The organism is Pseudomonas palleroniana (genome assembly GCF_022836895.1).
GTDB lineage: Bacteria > Pseudomonadota > Gammaproteobacteria > Pseudomonadales > Pseudomonadaceae > Aquipseudomonas > Aquipseudomonas palleroniana.
In genome coordinates, this window is the sequence record NZ_CP092411.1 from 3,708,399 (window position 1) to 3,733,163 (window position 24,765).

Below are 24,765 nucleotides of genomic sequence, written 5' to 3' on the forward strand. Positions count from 1 at the left end.
CGAGTGTGGTCCGCAGGTGGTTGGGTTGGGCATCACTCAATCAACCACCAACGCGGCAACAATTGGCGCACCCGCGCCTCGCCAAAGCGGTCATCGATCAACATCACCACACCTCGGTCCTGTTGGCTGCGGATCACCCTCCCCGCCGCCTGCACCACTTTCTGCAGGCCGGGGTACAAATAGGTGTAGTCGTAGCCCGAACCGAAGATCGCGCCCATGCGCGCTTTCATCTGTTCGTTGATCGGGTTCAGTTGCGGCAGCCCCAAGGTCGCGACAAATGCCCCGATCAAGCGCGCGCCGGGTAAATCAATGCCTTCGCCAAACGCACCGCCCAGCACGGCAAAGCCGACCCCCTGGCTGTGCTGGGTGAATTGGTCGAGAAACGCCTGCCGCTGCGCCTCGGCCATGCCGCGTGACTGCAACCACAACGCAACCTGCGGGTGCCGCTCGGCCATCAACTGCGCCACCTGTTGCAGGTAATCGAAGCTTGAGAAAAACGCCAGGTAGTTGCCCGGTTGCGCGGCGAACTGCTGGGCAATCAACTCGACGATCGGCTCCAGCGAAGCCTGGCGGTGCACGAACCGTGTGGAGATCTGATCAACAATACGTACGCGCAGTTGCTCGGCCTTGAACGGTGACTCCACGTCGATCCAGGCGGTGTCCGCCGGCAAGCCAAGCAGGTCGGCGTAATAGTGACGCGGGCTCAGGGTCGCGGAAAACAGCACGCTGCTGCGGGCCGCCGTCAGCCGGGGCCGGATGAATTCGGCGGGCACCAGGTTGCGCAAGCACAGGGTTGAAGCGCTGCGTTTGCCGCCGAACGGGCGCTTGCTGATATCGAAGAGAAAATGTTCGTCGAACAACTCGGCCACCTTGGCAAATTGCAGCGCTTCGAAGTAGAACGCTTGCAAGTCGCCGGACAGCGCCTCGGGGTGGTCGTTGAAGTACTCGCCCATGGCGCTGGCGGTCAGGCTCAGGGCCTGGAGCAGTTTGTCGGGCTTGCTCGCATACGCCTGGTACGGCGCGAGCTGGTCCTTGTGCAGCGCATTCCACTCACGGTTGAGGCGCTGCAAAGGCTTTTTCAAGGGGTCGGGGGCGACGTCGCGCAAGGTCTTGAGTGCATAGGAGTCGAGGCTGGCGCTGTACATCGCACGCGCGCGCTCCACCAGGTTATGGGCTTCGTCCACCAGCACGGCGGCGCGCCATTGGTTGAGCTGGGCCAGGCCGAACAGCATGGCGCCAAAGTCGAAATAGTAGTTGTAGTCGGCGACCACCACGTCGCTCCAGCGCGCCATTTCCTGGCTCAGGTAATACGGGCAGACCTCGTGGGCCAGCGCCACCTCGCGCAGGTTGCGCTGGTCCAGCAGGCGTACCTGGGACGCTGCCTTGCGTGCGGCCGGCAGGCGGTCGTAAAAACCTTTGGCCAATGGGCAGGCATCGCCATGACAGGCTTTGTCCGGGTGTTCGCAAGCCTTGTCCCGCGCGACCAGCTCGAGCACGCGCAGCGGCAGATCGGGGCTGCTGTCGTAGAGCACCTGCGCCGCGTCCAGGGCGAGTTTGCGTCCGGGGGTCTTGGCCGTGAGGAAGAACACCTTGTCCAGTTGCTGGGGCGCCAGTGCCTTGAGCATCGGGAAAATCGTGCCGACGGTCTTGCCGATGCCGGTCGGCGCCTGGGCCATCAGGCAACGGCCGGTACTGACGGCCTTGTACACTGCCTCGGCCAACGGGCGCTGGCCGGGGCGAAAGGCCGCATGCGGGAACGCCAGGCGTTGCGCCGCGCTGTTACGCGCGTCGCGATGCTGCATCTCGCGCTCGGCCCAACCAAGGAACAGCGCACATTGCTGGTTGAAGAACTGCTCCAGCTCCACTGCGGTGAAACGCTGGTTGAGCAGGGTTTCGCCTTCGCCGACGATGTCGAAGTACACCAGCGCCAGGTCAATCTCGCCAAGGCCGAGCTTGCGGCACATCAGCCAGCCGTAGACCTTGACCTGGGCCCAATGCAATTGCCGGTGGTTGGCGGGCTGGGCGCCGAGGTCGCCGCGATAGGTTTTGACTTCCTCCAGGCGATTGGCATCCGGGTCATAGCCGTCCGCCCTGCCCCGCACCTTCAGTTGTGCATATTCGCCTTCGAGGGCGACTTCGTTTTGATAATGCGCGCTGCGCCGCGAAGCCACCGTGCGATGCCCGACGATGCCTTCCTGGGCGCTGGGTGACGGTGTGAAGCGCAGGTCCAGGTCACCGACCTTGGCCGTGAACTCACACAACGCGCGTACCGCGACGCTGTAGCTCAAGCCGGCTGCGCCCAACGCACGTAGCACACCGTGACCGGCATCTGGTACTCGCCGCAGAACTCCAGCCAACGCAGCTGGTTGTCTTGCAGGCGGTCGCCCGGCCCCTTGACCTCGATCATGCGGTAGGTTTTGCGGGCGGGCCAGAACTGGATCAGGTCCGGCATGCCGGTCCGGTTGGCGCGGATGTCCAGCAGCAAGCGTTCAAACCAATAGCGCAAGTGCTCGGCGGGCAAACAGTCCAGGGCTTGCTCCAGCAGCGCTTCGCTGAGCAGGTTCCAGAACACGAAAGGCGATTGGATGCCCCATTTGTCTGCGTAGCGCTGGCGGATGCTGGTTTTGTAGCGCTCATCTTGCAACTGCTCGAAACAGGCCGCGAACAGCGGTGCACGGCGCTGATGAAAATCTTCGCTGTGCAAATCCGCCGGCCCTCGCTGGAACGGGTGGAAAAACGCCCCCGGCAACGGCGCAAAAATCACGTCCCAGCACAGCAGGCCGAACAGCGAATTGATCAGCCCGTTCTCGACATAATGCACCGGCGCATCCGGCTCGCTGAGATGGGCCTGCACGCAATATTCCACCGACATCAGCGGTTCGGGCAGCGCCAAGTCCAGGTCCAGGCGGGTGATGGCCCGGGGCTTGATCCTGGGCAGCGCCGGCTCCCCCAGCTTGCGGCGCAGACGCGGCAGCACGCGCAGCAGGTGTTGCTGTTCGGCGGCGCTTTCCGGCGCTTGTTGCGCCGCACACGCCAGGGCCATGGCCTGGGCATAGTCCTCTTGGCGCTCCAGCACCCGGATCAGGCGCGAACGCGCGCTAGGGTGCGCGCACTGGCGGTAGATCCGTTGCGCCAGGTCCAGCTCGGCGCTGCGTTCGCAATATTGGCCGATCTGGAACAACAACTTGGCGCGACGCTTTTCCAGCCAGGGGTTGTCGGTGGCAAACGTGGCGATTTGCGCGAGTACCACGTCCAGCGCCTGCCCCGCTTCAAACGCTTGCTGGCACTGATGCAGGAACAGAAAACCGTGCACGTCATCACGGTGACGCAAGCCACGGGACTGCGCACAGAACTCGACCTTTTCGTAGGTGTAGATGCCCAGGTCCGCCAGCACGAACTCCGACCAATCCTGATGCAGGTTGCCGAAGAACATCAGCCGCAGGCGGTCGCACAGGTCCATCACCGTGAGGCTATAGAGGGTGTCTTCAAGGTCCGGGCACCATTGGGCAAAATGCCGGGGCTCGGTAAACCGCGCCGCCAACGCGTCCAGCCAATCGGTTTTCCTGGCCTTGGGTTGCTCGATCCATGGCCTGAAGGCCGCGAGGATTTCGCCTTTCTGCAGGACGGCGAACAGTGCTTCAAAGCCCAGCGGGCACTGGTCATCGACCCAACCCTGCTGCACCAGTGCCAGCGCTGCCGTGTGGGTGCAGCCAATTTCCAGATAGTTGAGTTTGCTCGCCCGAAAATGCACGCCCTTGCGCATCACCATGCGCACCAGCAGCGCCTGGGACGCTTGGGGCAAGCTGTCAAACTGCTGAATAAAATGCACTTCGTCCGCATCGAGCAAATCGGCATAGCGCTACCCCAGCCACAGCAGTACTTGACGGAAGTTATGCAGGTAATACAGGGGATCGTCGAGGGGGTTGGCCATGTCACGCGCTGATCGAATACTGGTTATGCATACAGAGTGCCGCCACCCAGCGGCTGTTGCAATCGGTAATAGATAAATGGCGCACGCAACTTTTTGTATAAAAGTGATCAGATAGCTCAGTTGATGGCGTAACATTTAGGGCCCGCAGCCCCTGGCTACGGGATTTTTCAGGGTTAAGGGTAAGGGTTATGAACATGAAGAATTTGGGTCTGCCACTGGTTGCACTGTCTTTTGTGCTGTTGGCCGGGTGTGCGACGCAAACCGTGGTCACATTGCAAAATGGCACACAGTATTTGACCAAGGACGTCCCCAACGCCAAGACAGCCGACGGCTTCTACGAGTTCACCGACATCGCCGGCAAGCACATACGCGTAAAAGCCGCAGATGTGGCGACGGTCATCAAGGAAAAATGACAGTAAAAAGCCCCGCAAATGCGGGGCTTTTTGTTAAGGGGCATCCCTCGGTCAATACCGGTAGTACGGGTGGTAATACGGGTGATAGTAGGGATGGTAATAGTACGAGTGGTAGTACGGGCGATAACAGCACGGGGCCGGATACGCCGGGTACACCGCACACCCGCCCAACCCCAGCAGGACCAAGGCGCACAGCAACAATCGTAAACGGGACATGTTCGATTCCTCCCACGTGATCACGCGAAACAGCTCGCTTGACCGTTAAACGCACGCACGCCGGCCGATCCGTCGCGATGGGAAGTTAAAGATTTATTTAGCGAAGGATTTTCCACGCCGCTGCGTTTAACCGATAAGCCACCTTCATTCGAGGGCGGCAGCACGGAGAACCAAGGCCATGGCACGCATGTCCCGAGCGGTACGCGCGCTTTTACTCATTCCCTTGACCCTGGCGGCCCTGGCGAGTACGCCCGCCTTTGCCGACACCATCATCATCCGCCAGGCACCCCGGGTGATCGTGGTACAGCCCCCACCCCCACCGATCTATTACGCGCATTGGGGTTACGGGCCACGCCCCTATTACTCTCCACGCCCCTACTACGGTTATGGCTACTCCCACCGGCCGCATTGGGATCACGGCTGGCGGGAGCGCCATTGGCGTTGATCAGCCGATGCTGACGCCGTCAGCCCATAGCCCACCCTGCCCCACGCCGACCAGGGTCACCGAGTCGGCGCCAAAGGTGAGCACCGTGTCCGCACCGACCACCTTGGCGTGATCACGCAGGTCGGTGCTGCCTTCCACATCCTTGAACACCAGCTTGTCGGTGACCTGGTAGCCAATTACCCGATCGTTGCCGAAGTGGCCGCTGAACAGGAAGGTGTTATGCCCGCTGTTGTCGCGGATCGTGTCATTGCCCTTGCCGCCTTCGATAAAGTCCGCGCCCTTGCCACCCTGGATCAGGTCGTTGCCGTCGCTGCCGATGATGAAGGTATTGCCCTTGTGGGCCTCGGCATTGCGGTTCAGGTCCTGCACCCAGGTGTTGGCCCGCGCCGGGTCGGACAGGTTGGCGACGATCACCGTCGAGTCGCGGGTCATCTGGTCGTAGAACCCGGATTCGAGGATACGCGTCATGCCATCGCCATAGCCGAACGGCAAGTGGGAAAGCCAGGTCGGCAGGTTGACGATGGAGAACGGCAGCACATTCCACAAGGTGGAGGCGTAGTGATCGTTGAAGTTGACGATATTGTCGGTGGTCGACTCATGCGGCTTGTCGTGCACACCCAGGGACGACAGGTTGAAGGATGAGCCATCCAGTGCGCGGAAGACCGGGTCATTCTCATAGCCGACATTGAGCACCTTGTCGCCGGCGCTTTGGGTAGGCGACGCATAGGCCACGTAGTTGGCGTCCTGGTAAAAGCCCGCCCACTTGCTGTTGCTCAGGTCCGCCATGCTGTTGACCGCCAGCCCGCCCAGGCTGTGGCCGCTGACCAGCACGTCCTTGCCGGTCAGGCCATGGGCGCCGGCATAATCGGCCACGTTCTTGAGCAGGTTGCCGAACGCTTCGCCCGCATAGTTCTTGGCATAATCCTTAGGCCCCAGGGCGGCCAGCAGATCGCTGATCAGGTCGCCGATGGAGTCACTGATCAGGTGCTCCCGTGGCCCCGAGGTGCCGCGAAAGCTGATACCGATTTCCTGCAACTTGCCGGCGTCATCGTATTTGCCCAGCACCTCGACCTGGGCGCTGGTATAGCCGGTCTTTTCACCGAAGAACGTACCCCGCTGGTCGACCTTGCCCTCGTAGCCCAGAGTTGCGGCGCTGATAGGCGTCCAGCCGGCTTTTTGCACGGCTTCAAGGGCGGCTTTTTCCGAGTCGGGGTTCCAGGGGATACCGGGAATCACGCCTTGCGAATCCGTACTGCCCAGCAACGCCGTGACCAGTGTGCCCGGCAGGCCGAGGCCAAAGCCGTTGTGCTGGTAGCCCACGGCAAAGCCGTTATCCAGGTTGTGATAGGAATACAGCGTGATCGCCATGGCGTCGGCAAACAACGCTTTGGAGCCCTCGGTGCCGAGGTTTTTATAGTCAAAGATACCCATGGTAGTGCCTCTCTGTTGTTGGATTTGTCGAGAAAGCGTTTGTCCTATGTCGAACGTATGTAGTGAGCGGGCTTGCCCCGCGCTGGGTGGCGAGCCCTAATGCCAGTCAGTTAAGGCGTAACGCGGTCACTGTGGGAGGGGGCTTGCTCCCGATAGGCCGCGCAGCGGCCTCAAAAATGGGCCTGCTACGCAGTCCATCGGGAGCAAGCCCCCTCCCACAGGTTATCCATCGTCCACTCTGTCGCTTAACTGACAGGCATTAGGGCGAGCCCGCTCACTACACGGTCAGAAGGCCCAGTCGAGGCTCAAGCCGACGCCGTGGACGTTCTCCTTGCTGGCCAGCAGGCCGTTGTAGTCAAAGTTCACCCGTGCATCCTTGGTCAACGCCAGGCTGACCCGCGCGCCCACCAGCGCCGCATCACGCACCAGCGGCGCGCTCTGCACCGCAAACGACGGGCCGCCCGAGGCAAAGGCCAGGGACTGCTCGGACCCCACGCGGCTCAGGTTGTGCTGCCAGCCCAGGGTGCCGGACACTTCCAGCGCCTGGTGATCGTTGAGGTTGATCGTCTTCAAGGCACGTGCGCCCAAGGTGCTCAGCACGACGTCGCGGCTGTCGTCGCGGCCTTTGAGTGCGGCGGCATCGCCCTTCTCGGTAAAGCCATCGGTGTCCAGGTGCACGTAGGCCAGGTTGGCGAACGGCTCCAGGGCCAACGGTTGCAGGTTGACGCGGTAAGCCGCTTCACCGAATACCTGGGTGCTGCGGGCGTCGACCTTGGCTTTCTGCTTGCCGGAAACGTCGCCGTATTGCAGGTCACGCTTCACATCGGCGCGATGCCAGCTGTACGCCGCGCCGCCGCTCAGGCGCAAGGCGCCGATCTCATGCCCGGCATAAGCGCCCAAGTGGTAGCTGTCGACCGAGGCGCGACTGTGGGTGTCGTTGCCCATGTTCAGCGAGGTATCGCTGTAGCCGGCAACCAGACCGATACGAGTCGCCTCGTCCAGTGCGCCATCCACCCCGGCAAGCATGCCGCCGATGGACGTGGTGTAACCCGCCGTCTCACTGCGGCTGTCGGTCTTGCCCCACGCCCCCAACGCCTTGACCCACACGTTGCCACGGCTGTCGAGGGTATCGCTGCGCGAGCCCATCTCACCGTTGCGCAGGCGCTCGCCCACGGCTTCGCGCACATAACGGCTGTCGTTGATCAACGCGCTTTGCAGGGCCGGGTAAATCTCGCCGGTCAGTTGCTGGAAGGCACCTTGCGCCGAGGCGGCATTGGGTGCCAGCAACAGGCTTTCATACACCGCATTGCCCGCGCCCAATTGCTCGGCGGCGCCGGCCACCGCACGTTGGTTAGGCGTGGCGGCGACGCTGGCAAAGCTGTTGGTGCGCGCCACGTCCAACTGCACACCGGTGGCGCCGTAGTTCAAGGTGCCACCGATAAACAGGTAGTTGGGCAGTACCGCGCCAAAGGCGCCGGTCACACCGCCGGCGGCCTGCAGGATGTTGTACTGCCGCCCGATCAGGCTGTCGGCCTGTGCCACGCTCAACAAGGTCGGGCTGTTTTCCAGGGCCAGGGTCACGGTGCCGCCATTGAGCGTGGCCGTGCCACCGGCAACGATCCGATCGCTGCTGGTCGGCGACAACTCCACCGCGTAGGTCGAACCGGCGTCAAACGTGACATTGCCCGCCACATTCAGGGTGCCGATGGAATTGCCCGGCGCCACGCTGCCGCCGCTTTTCGCGATCAGCGAGCCGATACGCCCGGAGCCGCCCACCACACCGCCCTGGCTGACGCTGACGTCGGAGGTCACCGAACCGTTGATCGCCAGCAACCCCTGGTTGACCAGGGTCGGGCCGCTGTAGGTATTGGTACCGGTCAGCACCAGCGTACCGATGCCCTGCTTGGTCAGGCCGCCGTGGCCCGAGATGTCATTGCTCCACACATCGCGCCCGCAATGCACGTCGGTACACAGGCGCTGGGTGGGTTTGCCCGCGTCCACCACCGCGCCCACGCCCGGCAGGTCGGCGACAAACTGCCCGCTGCCATAGGCGCCATCAATACGGAACTCAGCAGGAATATCCTCGGCCGTGATGAACATACCCGGCCCGTTGACCGCCTTGCCCAGGTTGATCATGCCCCAGCCATACAGCGAATCGATACCCGGCGCACCGAGGTCGGTGGCGGTGGTTTTGAGCACGGTGGAGACCTGTTCGCCGCTCATGTACGGGAAGCGCTCCATCAACACGGCTGCGGCGCCGGCCACATGCGGCGCGGCCATCGAGGTGCCGTTCTTGTTGGCCCAATCGGTGGTGAGGTTCTCCAGCGTGGTGCCATTGATGATCGAACTGAAGATCTTGGTGCCCGGCGCCGACACGCAGAAACTCGCCGCATAACCACAGCGCGACGAGAACGTACTGATCACATACGGCGTGGCACTCGTGGTATCCGGGTTTTGCTGCAATGCCGCCACCGACAGCCAGTTCGGCGCGATTTCCGGCACAAAGTACGCCAGGCCCGACATCGCATCCGGGTTGTTGCGGTTGTAGTCGTTACCGGCGGCGAAGATGGTCAGCACGCCGCTGCGCGCGGCGTCGATCGCCCCTTGATAAGCCCCGCCGGCCAGAGTGCCGAGGATCGGCCGGATATTGTTGAACTGCGCCTGGGCTTCGTTGACCGTGAAGTTCGGGAACGCCGGATCACGGCCGCCCTTGGCGTACTGCGCACCGATGCCGATCCCCCAACTGTTGTTGATGATGCGTGCGCCGCTGGCCACCAGACCGTCCCAACCGGCTTTGTACACCGCACCGTCGTTGCCGAGGATGATGCCGTCTTCGGGACCTGGGTCACCGTTTTCCGCGCTGAGGATCTGCGCGTTGAACGCTACGCCGTGCATCGGCCCGCCATCGCGGTTACCGGCGGCAATACCGCCAACGTGAGTGCCGTGGTTGCCCAACTTGCCGTTGGAATCCTGGGACGGTGTGCCGTCATAGCGGAACGCGTCGCCCGCCTTGACCGGAATGTAAGGGTCGGTGTACTGGCGGATGCCCTCGGTGACAATCGTCACCACTTTGCCGGGGCTGGCGAATTCCGGGTGCTGGGCATACACCGGCTGGTCGAAAATCCCCAGCTTGACGCCCTTGCCGGTGTAACCGGCGGCGTACGCGGTGTCGGCCTGGATGGCGCCCAAGCCCCAGTCAGCCTTGAACTCATTGCTGCGCCAACTGGCGGCGTCGCCCAACTTGCCGGTTTCCACATAGGGTGCGGCCTGGGCGGTTCCCAGGGTTGCCAGGCAGCACAGCAGCGCGCCGTATGGCACGCAGCTCAAAGCCTTGAGCGGGTAGCCCGGGCCGGTGTGAGTGGCGGTAATTCGTTTGTTCACGGTGACCTTCCTTAGTTTTTTTGGTTTTTCTTGTTGAACTCAGAACTGCCAGTTGAGGCTTAAACCCACACCCTGGGTTTTCTCACTGCCCCCCAATTGGCCGGTGTAGTCCAGGTTGACCCGCGTGGATGGGCTCAACGCCAGGCTGGCCTGCACGCCGACCAGCGCCGCATCGCGCAGCAGCGGCGAACTGCCCACGGCGAATGAGGGCCCGCCGGCAACAAACGCCAAATGCTCTTGCGATTGCACCGCGCTGAGGCTGTGTTGCCAGCCCAGCGAGCCCGACAGTTCAAGCTGCTGGCGATCATTCAGAGGCAGGGTTTTCAGCGCACGCACGCCCAGGGTGCTGAGCACCGCGTCACGCTGATCGCGGCTGCGCTCCAGCGCGGCGGCTGCGCCTTTTTCGTGGAAGGCATCGCTGTCCAGGTGCACGTAGGCCAGGTTGGCGAACGGCTCCAGGGCCAGGGGTTGCAGGTGAATGCGGTAGGCCGCCTCGGTGAACAATTGCGCCGTGCGCGCCTCAAGCTTGGCCTTTTGCTTGCCGCTGACCGCGCCGTACTGCAAGTCACGCTTTACATCGCCGCGATGCCAGCTGTAGGCGCCACCGACGCTGACGCGCCAATCGCCCAGCTCGCGCCCGGCATACGCGCCGAAGTGGTAGCTGTCGATGGACGCCGATGCATGGGTGCCACTGCCCATGTTCAACGAACTGTCGCTGTAACCGGCGACCACGCCGACCCGGGTCTGCTCATCCAGCTCGCCGTCCACACCGGCCAGCAGGCCACCGATGGAGCGGGTCGAACCTGCCGTTTCACTGCGGCTATCAGTCTTGCCCCAGGCGCCAAGCGCCTTCAGCCACAGGTTGCGTTCACCGCTCAGCGGCACATGCCGCAGACGCTCGCCCACGGCATCGCGCAATTGCAGGCTGTCGTTGAGCAGCATCGCGCCGATCGCCGGATAGATCTCGCCGGACAACTGCTGCAAGCCTTGCCGGGCGGTGGCCACCGAGTCCGACAGCAACACACTCTCGTACACCGGATTGCCCGCGCCCAACTGCTCGGCTGCGGCGGCCACGTTGCGCTGGTTACGGGTAGCGGCCACGCTGGCGAAGGTAGCGTTGTTGCGCCCAACATTCAGTTGCACGCCGTTGGCCGCATAGTCGAGTGTGCCGCCCAGGAACAGGTAGTTGGGCAACACCTGGCCGAACTGGCCCTGGATGCCTCCCGCCGCCTGGAGGATGGAGTACTGCTGGCCGATCAGGCTGTGTACCTGGCTCTGGCTGAGCAGCGTGGGGCTGTTTTCCAGCGCGAGGGTGACCGTGCCGCCACCCAGCAGCGCTTTGCCTCCCGCTACGATGCGGTCGCTGCTGGTAGGGGTCAGTTCCACGGCGTACGTGGAGCCTGCCGCCAGGTTCACATCGCCGGCCACTTGCAAGGTGCCCACCGAGTTGCCCGGCGCCACGCTGCCGCCGTGATTGACCGACAGCGAGGCAATCCGCCCGGAGCCGCCGAGGGTGCCGCTGTCGTTGACCGTCACCGCCGATGCCAGCGAACCATTGACCGCCAGCAAGCCGCCGTTGACCGTGGTCGCGCCGCGATAGGTGCTGTCGCCACTGAGGACCAGCCGCCCGCCGCCGGACTTGATCAGGCTGCCCTCGTACACCCGCTGGGCGGAGGCCTGGTCGCGTGCGGTGCCGATGGCGTAATCGGTCTTGTCCTGTTGGCTGGCATTCGCGGCCACGCCGTTTTGCCAGCCCTTGTCGAGCAGGGTTTGCTGCCAGGCGGCGTGCTCGGCGCGGTCTTCGGCCTGGCGCTGGATCAGCGCCTGATCGGTGATGCCATTACTCCACACATCACCTTGCCCGGCCGCGAGGTTCACGTTCATCGCGCCCAGCAGTTGCCCCGGCCCGTGCATCGCCCGGCCCAGGTCCGGCACACCCCAACCGACCGTGGTGTTGGGGGCTTGGGTGATCGAACCATCGAGCTGCGTCGCGGTGGTCAGCAACACCTGCAACGCCTGCTCATTGTTCATGTACGGGTAGCGCTCCATCACCAGCGCAAGCGCGCCGGTGGCGTGGGGCGCCGCCATCGAAGTGCCGGATTTCACGCCGTAGCCGCCGTCGGGGATGGTGCTGTTGATCAGCGCGCCCGGGGTGGAAATGCACCAATATTTGGCGATGCCACACTTGTTGTACTTCTGGTTGTTGGCTTTATCCAGGCCCGACACCGCGAGCCAATGCCCTTCCAGCTCCGGTTGGAAATACGGCAGTGCCGAGCGCACGCTGGCATTCGCATAACCACTGTTGCCGGCGCTGAACACATTGATCACGCCGGCCTTGGCCACGTCCGCCGCCGCATCCAGCCAGGTGCCCTGGTTGTAATGCTGGGCATAGGCGGCGTGCAGATCGCCGAGGGTCTGGTAGCTGACATCCTTGGGCTGGCTGCCCCAACTGTTGTTGATGGCGCGCACGCCGGAATCGACCAGCGCGCTGTACACCGTCTTGAAGTAGTGGGGGTCCGGGGTCGGGCCGAACAGGAAACTGTCGTTGGCGTTGGTATTGCCCACGTAGATTTGTGCGTTGTAGGCCACGCCATGCATGCCCACGCCGTCACGGGACGCGCCCATGGTGCCGGTGACATGGGTGCCGTGGGAGTCGTTGTTGGGGTTGAGCGCGCCGGTAGTGCTGAAAGGGCTGCCATTGACGTAGGTGCCGGTGGCCGTGACCGGGTGGAAGCGGTCCTTGGCCGCCTCCGGGTGGTTGGGGTCGAAGCCTGAGTCGAGGGCGCCGATTTTTACGCCGCTGCCGCTGATGCCTGCGGCGTAGGCCTCATCCGCCTTCATGCGTCCCAGGCCCCAGTCACTCTGGAACTCGGCGGTTCGCCAACTGGCGGGGTTACCCGCTTGACCGGTCTCGGTGTATGCCGCCTGCGCCGCAACGGACAACAGCAGCAAGGAACCGGCGGTAAAGGGTTTGAAGCGAGGTGAATCGGTGATCATCTAAACCATCCTTATTGTTTTTTTAGACGCTCATTTCACCGGGCCGAAAGCCTCATCGACTTTCGCCAGGTCGGTGTCACGCAAGTTGCCGGCGTAGTAATGCAATTTGGTCCAGGCCATCAGGTAGTCATAACGCGCCTGGGCCAGGTCGCGACGGGTGCTGTACAGCTGCTGTTCGGCGTTCAGCGCGTCGAGGTTGACCCGCTCACCGCCGAGGATGCTTTGCCGGGTGGACACCACCAGCGCTTCAGCCGAAACCAGGGCTTTTTGATAGGCGCGCAACTTGCTCACCCCCGACAGGCAGGCGCTGAACTGGCGACGCAGTTCGATCAGGGTTTCGCGGGTCTTGCCTTCCAGCTCGTACTCGGCTTGCTCCATGGCACGGCTGGCCTGGCGGGTGGACGCGGAGACGGCGCCACCGGCGTACAGCGGCAGGCTGAATTCGACACCGATGGTGTTGGTGTCATAGCGCTGGTTGTAGGTGTTGCCGCTGTCGGACTCCTGGCGACGCGAGCTGGCGTACGCGGTGATCTTCGGCAAATGCCCGGCGCGGTTGCGTTCCACCTCATAGTGCGCCACTTCGACCGCCTGGCGCTGGGACGCCAGCGTGGGGTTATTGCTGATCGCCAGCTCATGCCAGGTGTCGTAGTTGGCCGGGGTCAAGGTGAAGGCGGCGAAGCTCTGGTTCAGGGGCGCCAGGTCATGGATGTCGACGCTCTGCACGCCGATCAAGGCCCCCAGTTCGCGCAGCGACGCGTCTTGTTCGTCCAGCGCCTGGATTTCTTCGGCGGTCGCCAATTCATAACGCGACTCGGCTTCCAGGATGTCGGTGCGCGTGCCCTCGCCTTGCTGGAACAGATGCTGGTTCTGCTGGAACTGTTGCTCGTACGCTTTCTTCTTGGCGCGGGCAATGTCGATCTGGTCCTGGGCGAACAACGCCTGGGTGTAGTAACTCAGTACCCGCACCAGCAGCGCCTGGCTCTTGTCGCGAAAGCTCTCGTCGGCAAACAACGCTTGGGCCACGCCCTTGCGGTAGTTGGCATAGGCTTCGTAGTCGAACAACGGTTGTTGCAGGCTGAACGTGGAACCGTAGCTGTTGTAGTTGCGGTCGTCGCGATAGGAGCCGCCGCGGCCGTCCGGCAGGTGCGCCTCGGAGTTGTTACGGCCCTTGTTGTAGTTGTACGACAGCCTCGGTAGCAGCCCGGCACGGCCAATGGTACGGTTCTCCAGGCCGGCATCGCGCTCCTTGATCGCCCCGAGGAAGACCGGGTCGTTACGCAGGGCCTGTTCGTACACATCGAACGGGCCCATGGCCGCTTGCGCACTGCCACAGGCCAACAGCAAGGTGATGAACACTGACTTCATGCTCATTCCTCGGTCAACGCGGAGCCGGCGCGGTCGAGCAGCGGCTTGAACAGGTAATTGAGCAACGAACGCTCACCAGTGCGCACGAACATCTCGGCGGGCATGCCGGGCTTGATCACCAGGCCGTGGAGTTTTTCCAGTGCCGCGTCACTGACGCTGCTACGCAGCACGTAGTACGGCGCGCCGGTTTTTTCATCGAGCATCTGGTCGGCGGAGATCAGGCTGACCTCGCCCGGCACACGCGGGGTGCGGCTCTGGTTGAACGCCGTGAACAGGATGTCGACCGGCAGATGGGTGCCCACCTTGTCCACCAGATGCACCGGCAGATGCCCTTCCACCTCCAGGCGCGTGCCCTGGGGCACGATCTCCAGCAGGGTTTCACCGGCCCGCACCACGGCGCCTTCCGTGTGCACGCCAAGGTTGACCGCAATGCCGTCGGCCGGGGCGTTGATTTCGCTGTGCTGCAGGTCGAAACCCGCCGAGGTCAACTGCTGCTCCAGGGTCAAGCTGCGCAGCTGGGCGTCGGCCAGTTGGCTGCGCACTTCCTTTTGGTATTCCTCACGGTGTTGCTGCAACTTGAGGCGCGACTCGAGGATGCCCTGCGCGACGCGACCGCTTTCCCCGGTGTTTTGCGCCAGGCTCTGCTGGACCTGGGACAGCTGACGCTGATAGTCCATCAGGCGGTTGCGCGGGATATAGCCATTGTCGGCCAGGGGCTGCAGGTTGCTCAGTTGCTCGCGCAGCGATTGCGCCTGGGCAGTGAGGTCGCTGCGGGCACGGCGCATGCCGTCGAGCTGTGCGCTGGCGCCTTCGATGTTCGCGCTGATGCCCGCCTGCTCGCGGGCAAAGGCTTCGCGGCGGCTGCTGAAGAGTTGGCGCTGGCCTTCAAGCACCAACGCCAGCGCCGGGTCAGGGTTGGCACTCAACTCGGCCGGGAAGGTGATGCTGGGTTGGTTGTCGCGCTCGCTCTGCCAGCGGGCGGCGCTGGCCCAGGCCAGGCGGTATTGGGCCTGGAGCGACTGCACGTCGGCTTGATGCTGGGTCTGGTCGAGCAGAAACAGCGGTTGGCCTTGTTTGACCGCCTCGCCCTCCTTCACCAGGATCCGGCTGACCACGCCTGGGCTGAGGGTTTGCACAGCCTTGCGCTTGCCCGACACCACCACCGTGCCTTGCACCGGAATGCCTTGGTCCAGTGGGGCCAGGCTGGCCCAGAGGAAAAAACCGCCGGCGCCGACAACCGTCAGCAACCAGCCCATCTTGACGAAAAAACCGGCGTCTCGCTGCTTGAAAGGGGATTCGAATGTCGTACTGCTCATGCGCCTGGGTTCCTTGCGGCTGGGTACTGACGGCTAAGGCTCACTCCGGCCTTTTCCCGTGGTGCTTCCGGCTGGCCCGACAAGGCGCGCAGCACTTCCTGGCTCGGCCCGAACGCCTGCAACCGCCCTTCGTTGAGCACCGCCAATTTGTCCGCCTGGGCCAGCGCCGAAGAGCGGTGCGTCACCAGTACCACGCTTGAGCCCTGCGCTTTCATCTGCACGATGGCGCTGGCCAACGCGGCTTCGCCCACGGTGTCGAGGTTGGAGTTGGGCTCATCCAGCACGATCAAGCGCGGCGCGCCGTACAGCGCACGGGCCAGGGCCACGCGTTGTTTCTGGCCGCCTGACAGGCCGCCACCGTTGTCGCCCAGCACCGTGTCGTAGCCTTGTGGCAAGCGCAGGATCAGCTCATGCACCCCGGCCTGTTGCGCCGCCTTCACCACCTGCTCCGGGTCGGCGTCGCGAAAGCGAGCGATGTTGTCGGCAATGCTGCCGCTGAACAATTCGATGTCCTGGGGCAGGTAGCCGATATGCGGGCCGAGGTCATCGCGATCCCAGCGGTGAATATCCGCGCCGTCCAGGCGCACCGTGCCCGCCAGGGTCGGCCATACCCCCACCAGCACACGGGCCAGGGTGGATTTACCGGAGCCCGACGCGCCGAGCACGCCCAGCACTTCACCAGCCCCCAGTTTGAAGCTGACTTGATGCAGGGTGGCCAGGCGTCGCCCCGGCGGGCCCGCGCTGACTTGCTCGAAACTCACCTGGCCCTTGGGTGCCGGCAAGGCCATCTGTTCGACTTGCGGTGGAAACTCACGCAACAGATCGTCGAGGCGTTGGTAAGCCAGCTTGGCCGAGCTCCACTGCTTCCACACCGCGATCAACTGGTCGATCGGGCTGAGTACGCGCCCCATCAGGATAGAGCCGGCGATCATCATCCCGGCGGTCATCTGGCCCTTGATCACCAGCCATGCGCCCAGGCCCAGCACCAGCGATTGCAGGCACAGGCGCAAGGATTTGCTCAGGGAGGTGATCACCGAGCCGGTGTCGCTGGCCTTGTTCTGGTAACCGAGAAATTGCGCATGCACGGCGAACCAGCGCTTGCGCAGCGCGCCGAGCATGCCCATGGCCTGGATCGTCTCGGCGTTGTGCAAATGGCTGGTGGCCAACTGCGTCGACTGCTGGGAAAAGGCGCCCGCCTCGCCCAGCGGCTTTTTGGTCAGGTATTCGTTCAGGCAAGCCAGTGCGATCAAGATCACGGCGCCTGCCGTGGCCAGCACGCCGAGCCAGACGTTGAACAGGAAAATCACGAACAGGTAGATGGGAAACCACGGCGCATCGAAAAATGCGAATAGCGCAGGCCCGGTGATGAATTGGCGGATCACCGTCAAATCGCCCAGGGACTGCCCGGCATGCCCCTGGCCCCGTTGCAGGTTGCGTTCGAACGCGGCCTTGTACACGCGCAGGTTGAAACGCTGTTCCAACTGGCTGCCGATACGGATCACGATAAAACTGCGCACCACTTCCAGGGTGCCGATAAAGGCAAAGAAGCCCACGACCATCAGTGTCAACATCACCAGCGTGGTTTCATTCTGGGAGGACAGCACGCGGTCATACACTTGCAGCATGTAAATCGACGGCACCAGCATCAGCACGTTAATCAATGCGGTGAAACAGCCGATGCTGATCAAAATACTTTTGTATTCACCCAACGCCCTGAATAAGGGCACAACCGCATGGGACTTCGCCATATTTATTGATCTTCCCTGAAGCGAATACGCGCAATAGTTGCCCAAGCCCCTGACTAAGGGACGGCCAACTATAAAATCGAGTTATAGGCTTATAACGATTAACTAAGGCGTGCGTTGCAATACAACTTCCGAACCGGAGGCGGTGCGCCCTTTATATACGCCTTCTTTCTGGCGATTCAAATGGGTAATACCGCTGCCTTCGGCGTTCATCAACCAGATGCCGTCCGGGGTCGGTGACCAGGTCAAGGGTTTGTCTCCCAGCCATTGTTCGACACAGGCGACATCACCGGCCAGCGCATTGGCCTGTTCCAGCAGGTCCAGCGCGCAGACCTGATCCTGTTGCTTGAGCTGCCAATGCCCGGCCAATTGGGCGGTGGTGGGTAATACGAGACTGCTCGCCATTGCTTGGGCTCCTGCCAAAACGAACAACACCTGCGAAGCACAGGCGATCAAATGGGAAAAACGCGGCATCTTCTGCTCCATCATAGAGCGCGGCGCCGTAGCGCCGCGCGCTTTACATCAGGCTACGATGTCGCTGGTTGCCGCCTGGCCAACGGTGGTGACGAGGAAATCCGCCACGCCATGCCCAGAGAAGTCCACTGCCAACGTACCCAGGTTGGTACCCGAGGCGTAGGTCAGTACAGCATCGCCGGCATGCCCGGTGAATGCATTGACGAAGCTTACGCCTGCACCTTTGGTGATACCGGTGAGGTCGATCTTGTCGGAACCGGAGGTGAAGTCAAAGATCTTGTCGGCCGCACCCGGCTTGGAGTCGGAACTGGCACCGTACACGAAGGTATCGTTGCCGGCGCCGCCCCACAGTTGGTCCGCACCGCCGCCGCCGTAGATGATGTCGTTGCCGGCACCGCCCTTGATGAGGTTGGCTGCGTTGTTACCAATGATCAGGTCGTTGCCCGAACCGCCGAAGGCGTTTTCGACCGTGACGCCCTTGGCGATGGACACGTTGCCCACCAGGCCGCCGACGTCGGAGAACGACGCTTCATTGAGGTTGATCTTCTGGTTCTGGGTAAAACCGGAGAAGTCCAGGGTGTCATTGCCGCCACCGTCCCATACCGAAAACACCAGCTTGTCGGCATTGGAAGTGGCGCTGTAGAAATCACGCCCGGTGTTGGAGTTGAAACCGTAGGTGGTGTCGCCGGCACGCGTGTTGTAGTTGGCGCCGTAGAGCTTCTGGATCGCCGCGATGTCGTCGATCAGCGGGCCCGAGGAGTAAGCCTCGACCCCGCCTTTACTGAAGTTCTGGTTGGTGTTGCTCTCGCTCCAGTAACTCATGACGCTGTAGCCACGCGTGTCCTGTCCATAGGTCGCGTCGTTATAGGTCGGGTTGCCATTCCCGGCGTTGTAGTCGCCAGGGTGAGCCAGGCCCAGGGTGTGGCCGATTTCGTGGGTCAGGGTCTGCCGGCCATAGTTGTTCAGGTCCGGGGTCTTGTTCGGCGTGTAGCTGTTGTTGGTCAGGTACCACGAAGTGCCGTCGTAGCCTGCGCCGGTGCCGGGCAGGTAGGCGAAAGCCGCTGCGCCGTCCTGGCCACCGCTGTAGTTGCCGAAGGTCATGTGTGCATCACCACCGGAAGCCTTTTCGGTAAAGGTCACGTTGGCGACATCCGACCAGGATTGCATGGCCAGTGCGGCCTGTGCTTTTTGCTGGGCGTTGAATTGGCTGAACCCGGAAATGCCATGTTTGTTCATGGTGGCCGAGGACGCCGAGGTGAGGAAGGTGTAGGTCAGATCGATCTTGCCGTTGCCATCAAAGTCCCGGTACGCGGCACCATCCCGCAGCAGCTGGGTCGCTGCCTGGTCCACGGTGTAGGACGGTTTGCCATTGACCGTGAGGTTGCCGCCACGGTCGTACAGATGGCTGAAACTATCGATCTGCGAATACGCTGTGCTGGTTTGCGCTGCAGAAACAATAGCTTTGTCTTTTACTTTTGACATAAACGTACTTCCTTGTTTGCAAGTGCATCAGTCTTTGTTCGATAGGAACCTCGCGGGCGAGATCGTCCTATCACTCGCCTCTTTTGAAGGCGTATCGAAACTGACACAACCTGAAATCTTTCGTCTACAAATATTTCCGCATTGAAACTGTGACGTAGATTCAACTTGAGGAAGTGCTCTCCAGCATTTATTGGGGGCCATTGCTTCTGCGCGGCCAATTGTCGCCCACTGTTATTTAAATATTAAATAGCGGTAAAGCCGCTCAAGTTGAGCGGCACACTTGATAAATGGATCCAATATATTGTCACGGTGTCATCTACAACATTAAAGAGCCACCATCTGCACTATTAAAGTGCCTTGTCCCCTATTACCGGGCCACACTCCAACCTGACTTGTTCAACGCGCTGATCAGCCTCTCCCCGGTAAGTCCCGGCACGCTGATGCCGTCTTGCGTGGTCATGTCTTCACCGGCCAGCAAGGCATTGATGATCGCCTCCTCCACCGCCTCTGCCGCCGCGCTGAACAGCGGTGAAATATGGTCGTTGTTCACCATCTGCAGGGGCGTGCTCAGTGGTAGGTCCTTGCGCCCGTAATCGGCTGGCGGGATCGCCTGGTTGCCCGTGGCGAACGCCAGGAACAGATCGCCACTGGAGTCTTCAGTGCCGCCGCCGGTGCGGGCGATACCGACCGAGGCTCGTTGCGCCAGGCGTCGGCATTGGTGCGGCAATAACGGCGCGTCGGTGGCGAGGATCACCACAATCGAGCCCATGCCGGGCGTACCGCGTTCGGCGAACGGTGAAGGGATCTCCATCAGATGACGCCCCACCGGGTAGCCATCCACACGCAGCTCCTGGCGTTTGCCATGGTTGGCCTGCACCAGCGCGCCGACCGTCCAGCCCCCCAACTGCGCCGGCAAGCGCCGCGAAGCCGTCCCGATGCCGCCCTTGAACTCGTGACAGATCATCCCGGTACCGCCGCCCACCGCGCCTTCCTGCACCGGGCCGGATTCAGCGTTATCCAGCGCCTCGCGCACATGCTCAGGCTTGACGTGCTGGCCCCAGATATCATTCAGCAGGCCGTCGTAGGTTTCCATCACCACCGGCATGCACCAATACACGGCCGGGTCTGCCAGGCGCTCGCGCTCCAGGGCGATCAGCGTGTCACGCACCACGCCGATGCTGTGGGTGTTGGTGATGGCCAGCGGCGTGGTCAGCAGCCCCGCTTCGCTGATCCATTCAAGCCCAGTGGCGTCGCCATTGCCATTGAGCACGTGATAGCCGGCAAAGCAGGGTTGATGGCGCGCCTCGCCGGCCCGTGGCTGGATGACGCTGACGCCGGTGCGCACCTGTTTGCCGTCGATGCAAGTCTTGAGCGTGGCGTGGCCGACCCGCACGCCCGGAACATCGGTGATTGCATTCAATTCGCCGGGCGTGCCCAGCCCCAACGTGATGCCCAATTGACGTGCACGCATAACCACTCCTTACAATTTCTGAAACGCCGGACTCAACCGGCCACTGATGCAATACAAAATCACCGACGTGGCCAGCAAGCCGATGATGATCATGATGTCCCGGACCGACGCAGCCGCAATCAGGGTCATCAGTAAATAACCCGCCCCCAGCACCGCCAGTAACGCCGGCAACGGCCACAGCGGCATGCGGTAAGGATGCTCGCGATCACGCAGCAGCACCCGGCTCATCAGCGCACTCAACGCCACCACCAGGTACACCAGCATGATCAGCAATACGCTGAATGAGGTCAGGTCCGCCAAATTGGAGCTGAAACTCAGCAACGCCGAAGGAACCGCCAGAAACAGCGTAGCCAACCAGGGTGAATCCCAGCGCGGGTGGATACGCGTGAAGCAGCGATTGATGGTCGGCGTCCACAACGCATCGCGGCCACTGCTGAACACCACGCGACCGATCTGGATGACGATGGCGACGATGGCATTGAACACCGACAGGAAGATGCCTGCGCTGACCAGGCGTGACAGGGTTTCATTGCCATGGCTGGTCAGCAGGTAGCCGATCGGGTCGGGGCTGCTGATCATCGCACTCAGGGATGGCGCGCCAATCAACAGCGCGGTAATGGGCACGAGCTCGATCACCACCACCAGCCCCAGGGACCACAACACCGCCTTGTGTACCCCCTTGCCGCCACACTTCATGTCTTCGGCCAGCAGCACGGCCGGGCCATAGCCATTGAACGAAAACAGGCCGATACCGATCGCGCCGATCACCAGGCCCCAGGGCGCCAGATGCAACATGCCGTTCTCGACAATCTGCGGTTGCAACAGCACGCTGGCCGGCTGCACCGGGTTACCGAAGCCGATGCACACAATCACCAGCAGTGCCGCCACTTCCAGCAACAGGCAGGTGCCGGTGATCCAGGCATTGAGCTTGATATTGAGGATGCCCAGTGCGTAGCTGCACACCACGATGACCAGGGCCACGGTTTGCGAGTCGAATTTCGTGCCCAGGGCGTTATTGAGATACGTCGCGGCTCCCGTTGCCAGTACCGGCGGGATAAACAGCAACATGACCAGCACGGTCAAAAACGTCGCATAACCGGCCATGCCGCCGAACACGCGCTTGGCGTAGACATATTCACCCCCTGCGCTGTTATGGGCACGCCCCAGTTCGGCGTAGCAGAAGGCGAACATCAGCGCGAGCAAAGCGGCCATCACAAAGGCCAGGAACACACCACTGCCGGCCTGTTGGATGGCAAAGGGCGCGATGACGAATACGGAACTGGCCGGAGTGACCGCCGAAACGGTGATGGCCACCACATCGAAGACGCTCAAGGTCGGCTTGAGCACGCCGTCTGGCGCGGGAGAAGCACTCATATCGTTATCCTCTGTCGTTGTTTTTGGTGTGAGGCAGAAACGAAAAACCGGATGGGTTGCGGGATATGTTTCCCGCTGAATGAGCACGAAGGTATCGGCTGCGACGGTGTCAGCCAATTCCCCTATTGGGGTACTCCCCTTGACGGCCCCCGGCAAAAACCCAACCCTTGACCGATCTATTCGAGGCCGGGAGCCGTTTAAATGAGCCTGTTCAGGGAAATCGGCATGCATGCAGGGCTGGGGCGCACCCTGTCACAGATCGGCACCGAGCGGTTCTGGAAACAACTGGTGCTGTTACTGCATCAGTGCCTGCCCTTCGACAACGCCCTGGCGATCTTCTACCCACTGGAAGGCCCGCCCCAGGCGCTGGAGGAATACGACGCCCAGCCCAGCAGCAAACCGGCGTCGATGCTGGTTTACCTCAATGGCTTGTATTTGCTCGACCCGTTTTTCCAGGCGTACCGCGAAGGCTACCCCAGCGGTGTGTACCGCCTCGAAGAGGTGGCGCCGGACCATTTTCGCCAGAGTGAATACTTCCTCAACTACTTCCACGACAACGTCCTGGAAGATGAGGTGCAGTTCATCCTGCAATTGCCGGGGGCAGGCACCTTGTCATTGTCGCTGGGCATGCAACGCCGGTTCAGTTTTGAAGAAAGCGGGCTGATGACTACGCTGGCCGCGTGGGTGCTGCCGTTGATGCAGCAGCATTGGCAACAAAGTACTCAGCGAGTGCCGGCGATGGACAGCCAGATCAGGGACGCCCTGAGCCATTTCGGCTGCGGCGTGCTGTCGGAGCGTGAGCTGGAGGTCGCGCGGCTGGTGCTGCGTGGGTTCTCGTCCAAGGCCATGGCCGAGCGCCTGAATATTTCACCGGACACGGTGAAGGTGCATCGGCGACATCTGTACGCGAAGCTGGATATCTCGTCACAACCGGAGCTGTTTTCGTTGTTTATCCAGTCGTTGGGGCATGATCTGGAGAATCCCTGACTCAGTCGACCAAGATCGTTCCCGCGCCTGCACGGGAACGATCGAACCAAGCTTGAATAACCGATTGTCACCCGTTGATGCCCTGCATAATGAACACCACGCGGGTAGCATAATCTGCGGTCACAAACTGGATTTGCCCCAGCAATACTTCATCCTCGAACCTTTCGATAGTGACAGTACCTGATTCCGCATATTGCGCCTCGGATCCGAAAGGCAAGTACGCAGCCGTCACAGCTCTAGAGTCGATGTCATAGGTACCGCTTTGCACATTTTTATCTTGAAAGGTTACCTCTATGGCCGAGATATCGTCGGGAGCGCCATTGGACTCTTCACGCGAATATATTCTTAGTGTATTGGCACTTTCAACGCGATATACCTGGTTTGTCCTATAGGGTATCTTCCCGTCAGGAGTCTTGACGTGCCCGATCATCCAGCCAGAGGCTTGCGTTACTTTCCTGATTGTTTCCTTGAGGCTTGCCATGTGTCTCTCCTTACCCAGTGAAATCGTTCGGAAGGATGAGCTTAATGGGCTTTGAAAAATATTAAACCTGTCAAAATTGACAGGTTTAAAAAGACTTTCAACTATCGCGAACAGCTCTAACCGATCGATACAGGTCCCTCTTGTCTCCCCATGCTCAGCGTCCCGTCCGAACGGTGTTCCACACCCGCGTACGCACCCGGTCGATATTCAGCGGCATCGCCTCCAGGGCAAACAATTTGCCCATCATTTCCGGGCTCGGGTACACCTTGGTGTCGGCCTTGATCATCGGATCCACCAGGCTGTCGGCCGCGCTGTTGCCATTGGCGTAGTGCACGTAGTTGGTGATGCTGGCCATCACGTCCGGGCGCAGCAGGTAGTTCATGAACGCGTAGCCGGCTTTTTCATCGGGCGCGTCGGCGGGCATGGCGACCATGTCGAACCAGATGGCAGCGCCTTCCTTGGGGATGTTGTAGCCGATGTTCACGCCGTTTTTGGCTTCCCTGGCACGGCTTTCGGCTTGCAGGATGTCGCCGGAGAAACCGACGGCCACACAGATGTCGCCATTGGCCAGGTCGGCGGTGTATTTCGAGGAGTGGAAGTACGCCACATACGGCCGCACTTTCATCAGCAGGTTTTGAGCTTTTTTGTAGTCTTCAGGCTGCTTGCTGTGGGGCGGCAACCCCAGGTAGTTCAGCGCGGCCGGCAACAGCTCCGGGCCGTTGTCGAGGATCGCCACCCCGCACTTTTGCAGCTTGGCCATGTTTTGCGGTTTGAAGATCAAGTCCCAGGAATCCACCGGCGCGTCGTCGCCGAGCACGGCCTTGACCTTGTCGATGTTGTAGCCGATGCCCGTACTGCCCCACAGGTAGGGAAAACCGTGGGCGTTGCCCGGGTCGTTGTTTTCCAGGGCCTTGAGCAATGCCGGGTTGAGGTTTTTCCAGTTGGGCAATTGGCGCTTGTCGAGCTTCTTCAGCGCGCCGCCCTCGATCTGCCGGGCCATGAAGTGGTTGGATGGGAACACCACGTCATAACCCGATTGCCCCGTCATCAACTTACCGTCGAGGGTCTCGTTGCTGTCGTACACGTCGTAGGTGAAACCGATGCCGGTTTCTTTCTGGAAGTTCTTGGTGGTGTCGGGCGCGATGTAGTCCGACCAGTTGTAGATTTTCACCGTCTCAGCGGCCTGGCTGATAGACGCCGCTAACATCAAGGGAAACAGGGCAATGGCTTTCATGGTTCGATTTCCTGGCGGTTTC

Annotated in this window: 17 protein-coding genes and 1 pseudogene; 3 read left to right on the plus strand and 15 right to left on the minus strand. The window is 61.7% G+C overall.

Annotated elements, in window-relative coordinates:
* Nucleotides 1-32 precede the first annotated feature (32 nt).
* Nucleotides 33-2,288, minus strand: coding sequence for an ATP-dependent DNA helicase (locus MJP36_RS16865; RefSeq protein ID WP_244385635.1), 2,256 nt, complete (start codon nt 2,286-2,288; stop codon nt 33-35).
* Nucleotides 2,285-3,931 (minus strand): annotated as a pseudogene (locus tag MJP36_RS16870) (VRR-NUC domain-containing protein). Before MJP36_RS16870 ends, MJP36_RS16865 begins: the two are co-directional and overlap by 4 nt.
* Before the next feature lie 188 nt (nt 3,932-4,119).
* Here MJP36_RS16870 and MJP36_RS16875 point away from each other — a divergent pair.
* Entirely contained in the window at nt 4,120-4,344 is a 225-nt protein-coding gene (locus MJP36_RS16875; protein ID WP_060753092.1) for a YgdI/YgdR family lipoprotein, read from the plus strand.
* A 51-nt stretch (nt 4,345-4,395) separates the two neighbouring features.
* On the opposite strand, the gene MJP36_RS16880 is transcribed toward MJP36_RS16875, so the two are convergent.
* Nucleotides 4,396-4,560 carry a hypothetical protein gene (locus MJP36_RS16880; RefSeq protein ID WP_162843532.1) on the minus strand — a complete coding sequence of 55 codons (165 nt, stop codon included), beginning with the start codon at nt 4,558-4,560 and terminating at the stop codon, nt 4,396-4,398.
* Between the two features lie 178 nt (nt 4,561-4,738).
* Between MJP36_RS16880 and MJP36_RS16885 the strand changes: the two genes are divergently transcribed.
* Nucleotides 4,739-5,005 carry a hypothetical protein gene (locus tag MJP36_RS16885; protein ID WP_081086958.1) on the plus strand — a complete coding sequence of 89 codons (267 nt, stop codon included), beginning with the start codon at nt 4,739-4,741 and terminating at the stop codon, nt 5,003-5,005.
* On the opposite strand, the gene MJP36_RS16890 is transcribed toward MJP36_RS16885, so the two are convergent.
* The 10 genes from MJP36_RS16890 to MJP36_RS16935 all read right to left on the minus strand — a co-directional run bounded on the left by MJP36_RS16890 (nt 5,006) and on the right by MJP36_RS16935 (nt 22,041).
* On the minus strand, nt 5,006-6,436 hold the full coding sequence (locus MJP36_RS16890) for a polyurethane esterase (protein ID WP_244383524.1): 1,431 nt from the start codon (nt 6,434-6,436) through the stop codon (nt 5,006-5,008).
* A gap of 285 nt (nt 6,437-6,721) precedes the next feature.
* On the minus strand, nt 6,722-9,805 hold the full coding sequence (locus MJP36_RS16895) for an autotransporter outer membrane beta-barrel domain-containing protein (protein WP_425226347.1): 3,084 nt from the start codon (nt 9,803-9,805) through the stop codon (nt 6,722-6,724).
* Nucleotides 9,806-9,856: 51 nt separating this feature from the next.
* Nucleotides 9,857-12,814 (minus strand): autotransporter serine peptidase EprS, encoded by a 2,958-nt coding sequence (eprS, locus tag MJP36_RS16900; RefSeq protein WP_244383525.1) that lies wholly within the window; start codon nt 12,812-12,814, stop codon nt 9,857-9,859.
* A gap of 30 nt (nt 12,815-12,844) precedes the next feature.
* Complete coding sequence (locus MJP36_RS16905; RefSeq protein WP_060753095.1) at nt 12,845-14,179, minus strand: TolC family outer membrane protein; 1,335 nt, start codon at nt 14,177-14,179, stop codon at nt 12,845-12,847.
* Between the two features lie 2 nt (nt 14,180-14,181).
* Nucleotides 14,182-15,495 carry an HlyD family type I secretion periplasmic adaptor subunit gene (locus tag MJP36_RS16910; RefSeq protein WP_104993754.1) on the minus strand — a complete coding sequence of 438 codons (1,314 nt, stop codon included), beginning with the start codon at nt 15,493-15,495 and terminating at the stop codon, nt 14,182-14,184.
* The gene (locus MJP36_RS16915) at nt 15,492-17,243 is read right to left on the minus strand and encodes a type I secretion system permease/ATPase (protein ID WP_244383526.1); all 1,752 of its coding nucleotides are present in this window, start codon (nt 17,241-17,243) and stop codon (nt 15,492-15,494) included. Before MJP36_RS16915 ends, MJP36_RS16910 begins: the two co-directional genes overlap by 4 nt.
* A 102-nt stretch (nt 17,244-17,345) precedes the next feature.
* Nucleotides 17,346-17,714 (minus strand): protease inhibitor Inh/omp19 family protein, encoded by a 369-nt coding sequence (locus MJP36_RS16920; protein ID WP_161548133.1) that lies wholly within the window; start codon nt 17,712-17,714, stop codon nt 17,346-17,348.
* 48 nt (nt 17,715-17,762) lie between these two features.
* Nucleotides 17,763-19,196 (minus strand): serralysin family metalloprotease, encoded by a 1,434-nt coding sequence (locus tag MJP36_RS16925; RefSeq protein WP_244383527.1) that lies wholly within the window; start codon nt 19,194-19,196, stop codon nt 17,763-17,765.
* Nucleotides 19,197-19,563: 367 nt separating this feature from the next.
* Complete coding sequence (locus MJP36_RS16930) at nt 19,564-20,667, minus strand: DmpA family aminopeptidase (protein WP_244383528.1); 1,104 nt, start codon at nt 20,665-20,667, stop codon at nt 19,564-19,566.
* A 9-nt stretch (nt 20,668-20,676) separates the two neighbouring features.
* Nucleotides 20,677-22,041, minus strand: coding sequence for an APC family permease (locus MJP36_RS16935; protein ID WP_244383529.1), 1,365 nt, complete (start codon nt 22,039-22,041; stop codon nt 20,677-20,679).
* A 201-nt stretch (nt 22,042-22,242) separates the two neighbouring features.
* On the opposite strand from MJP36_RS16935, the gene MJP36_RS16940 reads away from it, so the two are divergent.
* Nucleotides 22,243-23,028: a helix-turn-helix transcriptional regulator gene (locus MJP36_RS16940; protein WP_244383530.1), complete on the plus strand. Its 786-nt coding sequence runs from the start codon at nt 22,243-22,245 to the stop codon at nt 23,026-23,028.
* Nucleotides 23,029-23,095: 67 nt separating this feature from the next.
* Here MJP36_RS16940 and MJP36_RS16945 read toward each other — a convergent pair whose 3' ends face one another.
* Complete coding sequence (locus MJP36_RS16945) at nt 23,096-23,509, minus strand: hypothetical protein (RefSeq protein ID WP_161548136.1); 414 nt, start codon at nt 23,507-23,509, stop codon at nt 23,096-23,098.
* Nucleotides 23,510-23,663: 154 nt separating this feature from the next.
* Nucleotides 23,664-24,743, minus strand: a complete 1,080-nt coding sequence (locus tag MJP36_RS16950) for a polyamine ABC transporter substrate-binding protein (protein ID WP_244383531.1) — start codon at nt 24,741-24,743, stop codon at nt 23,664-23,666.
* Nucleotides 24,744-24,765: the final 22 nt, after the last annotated feature.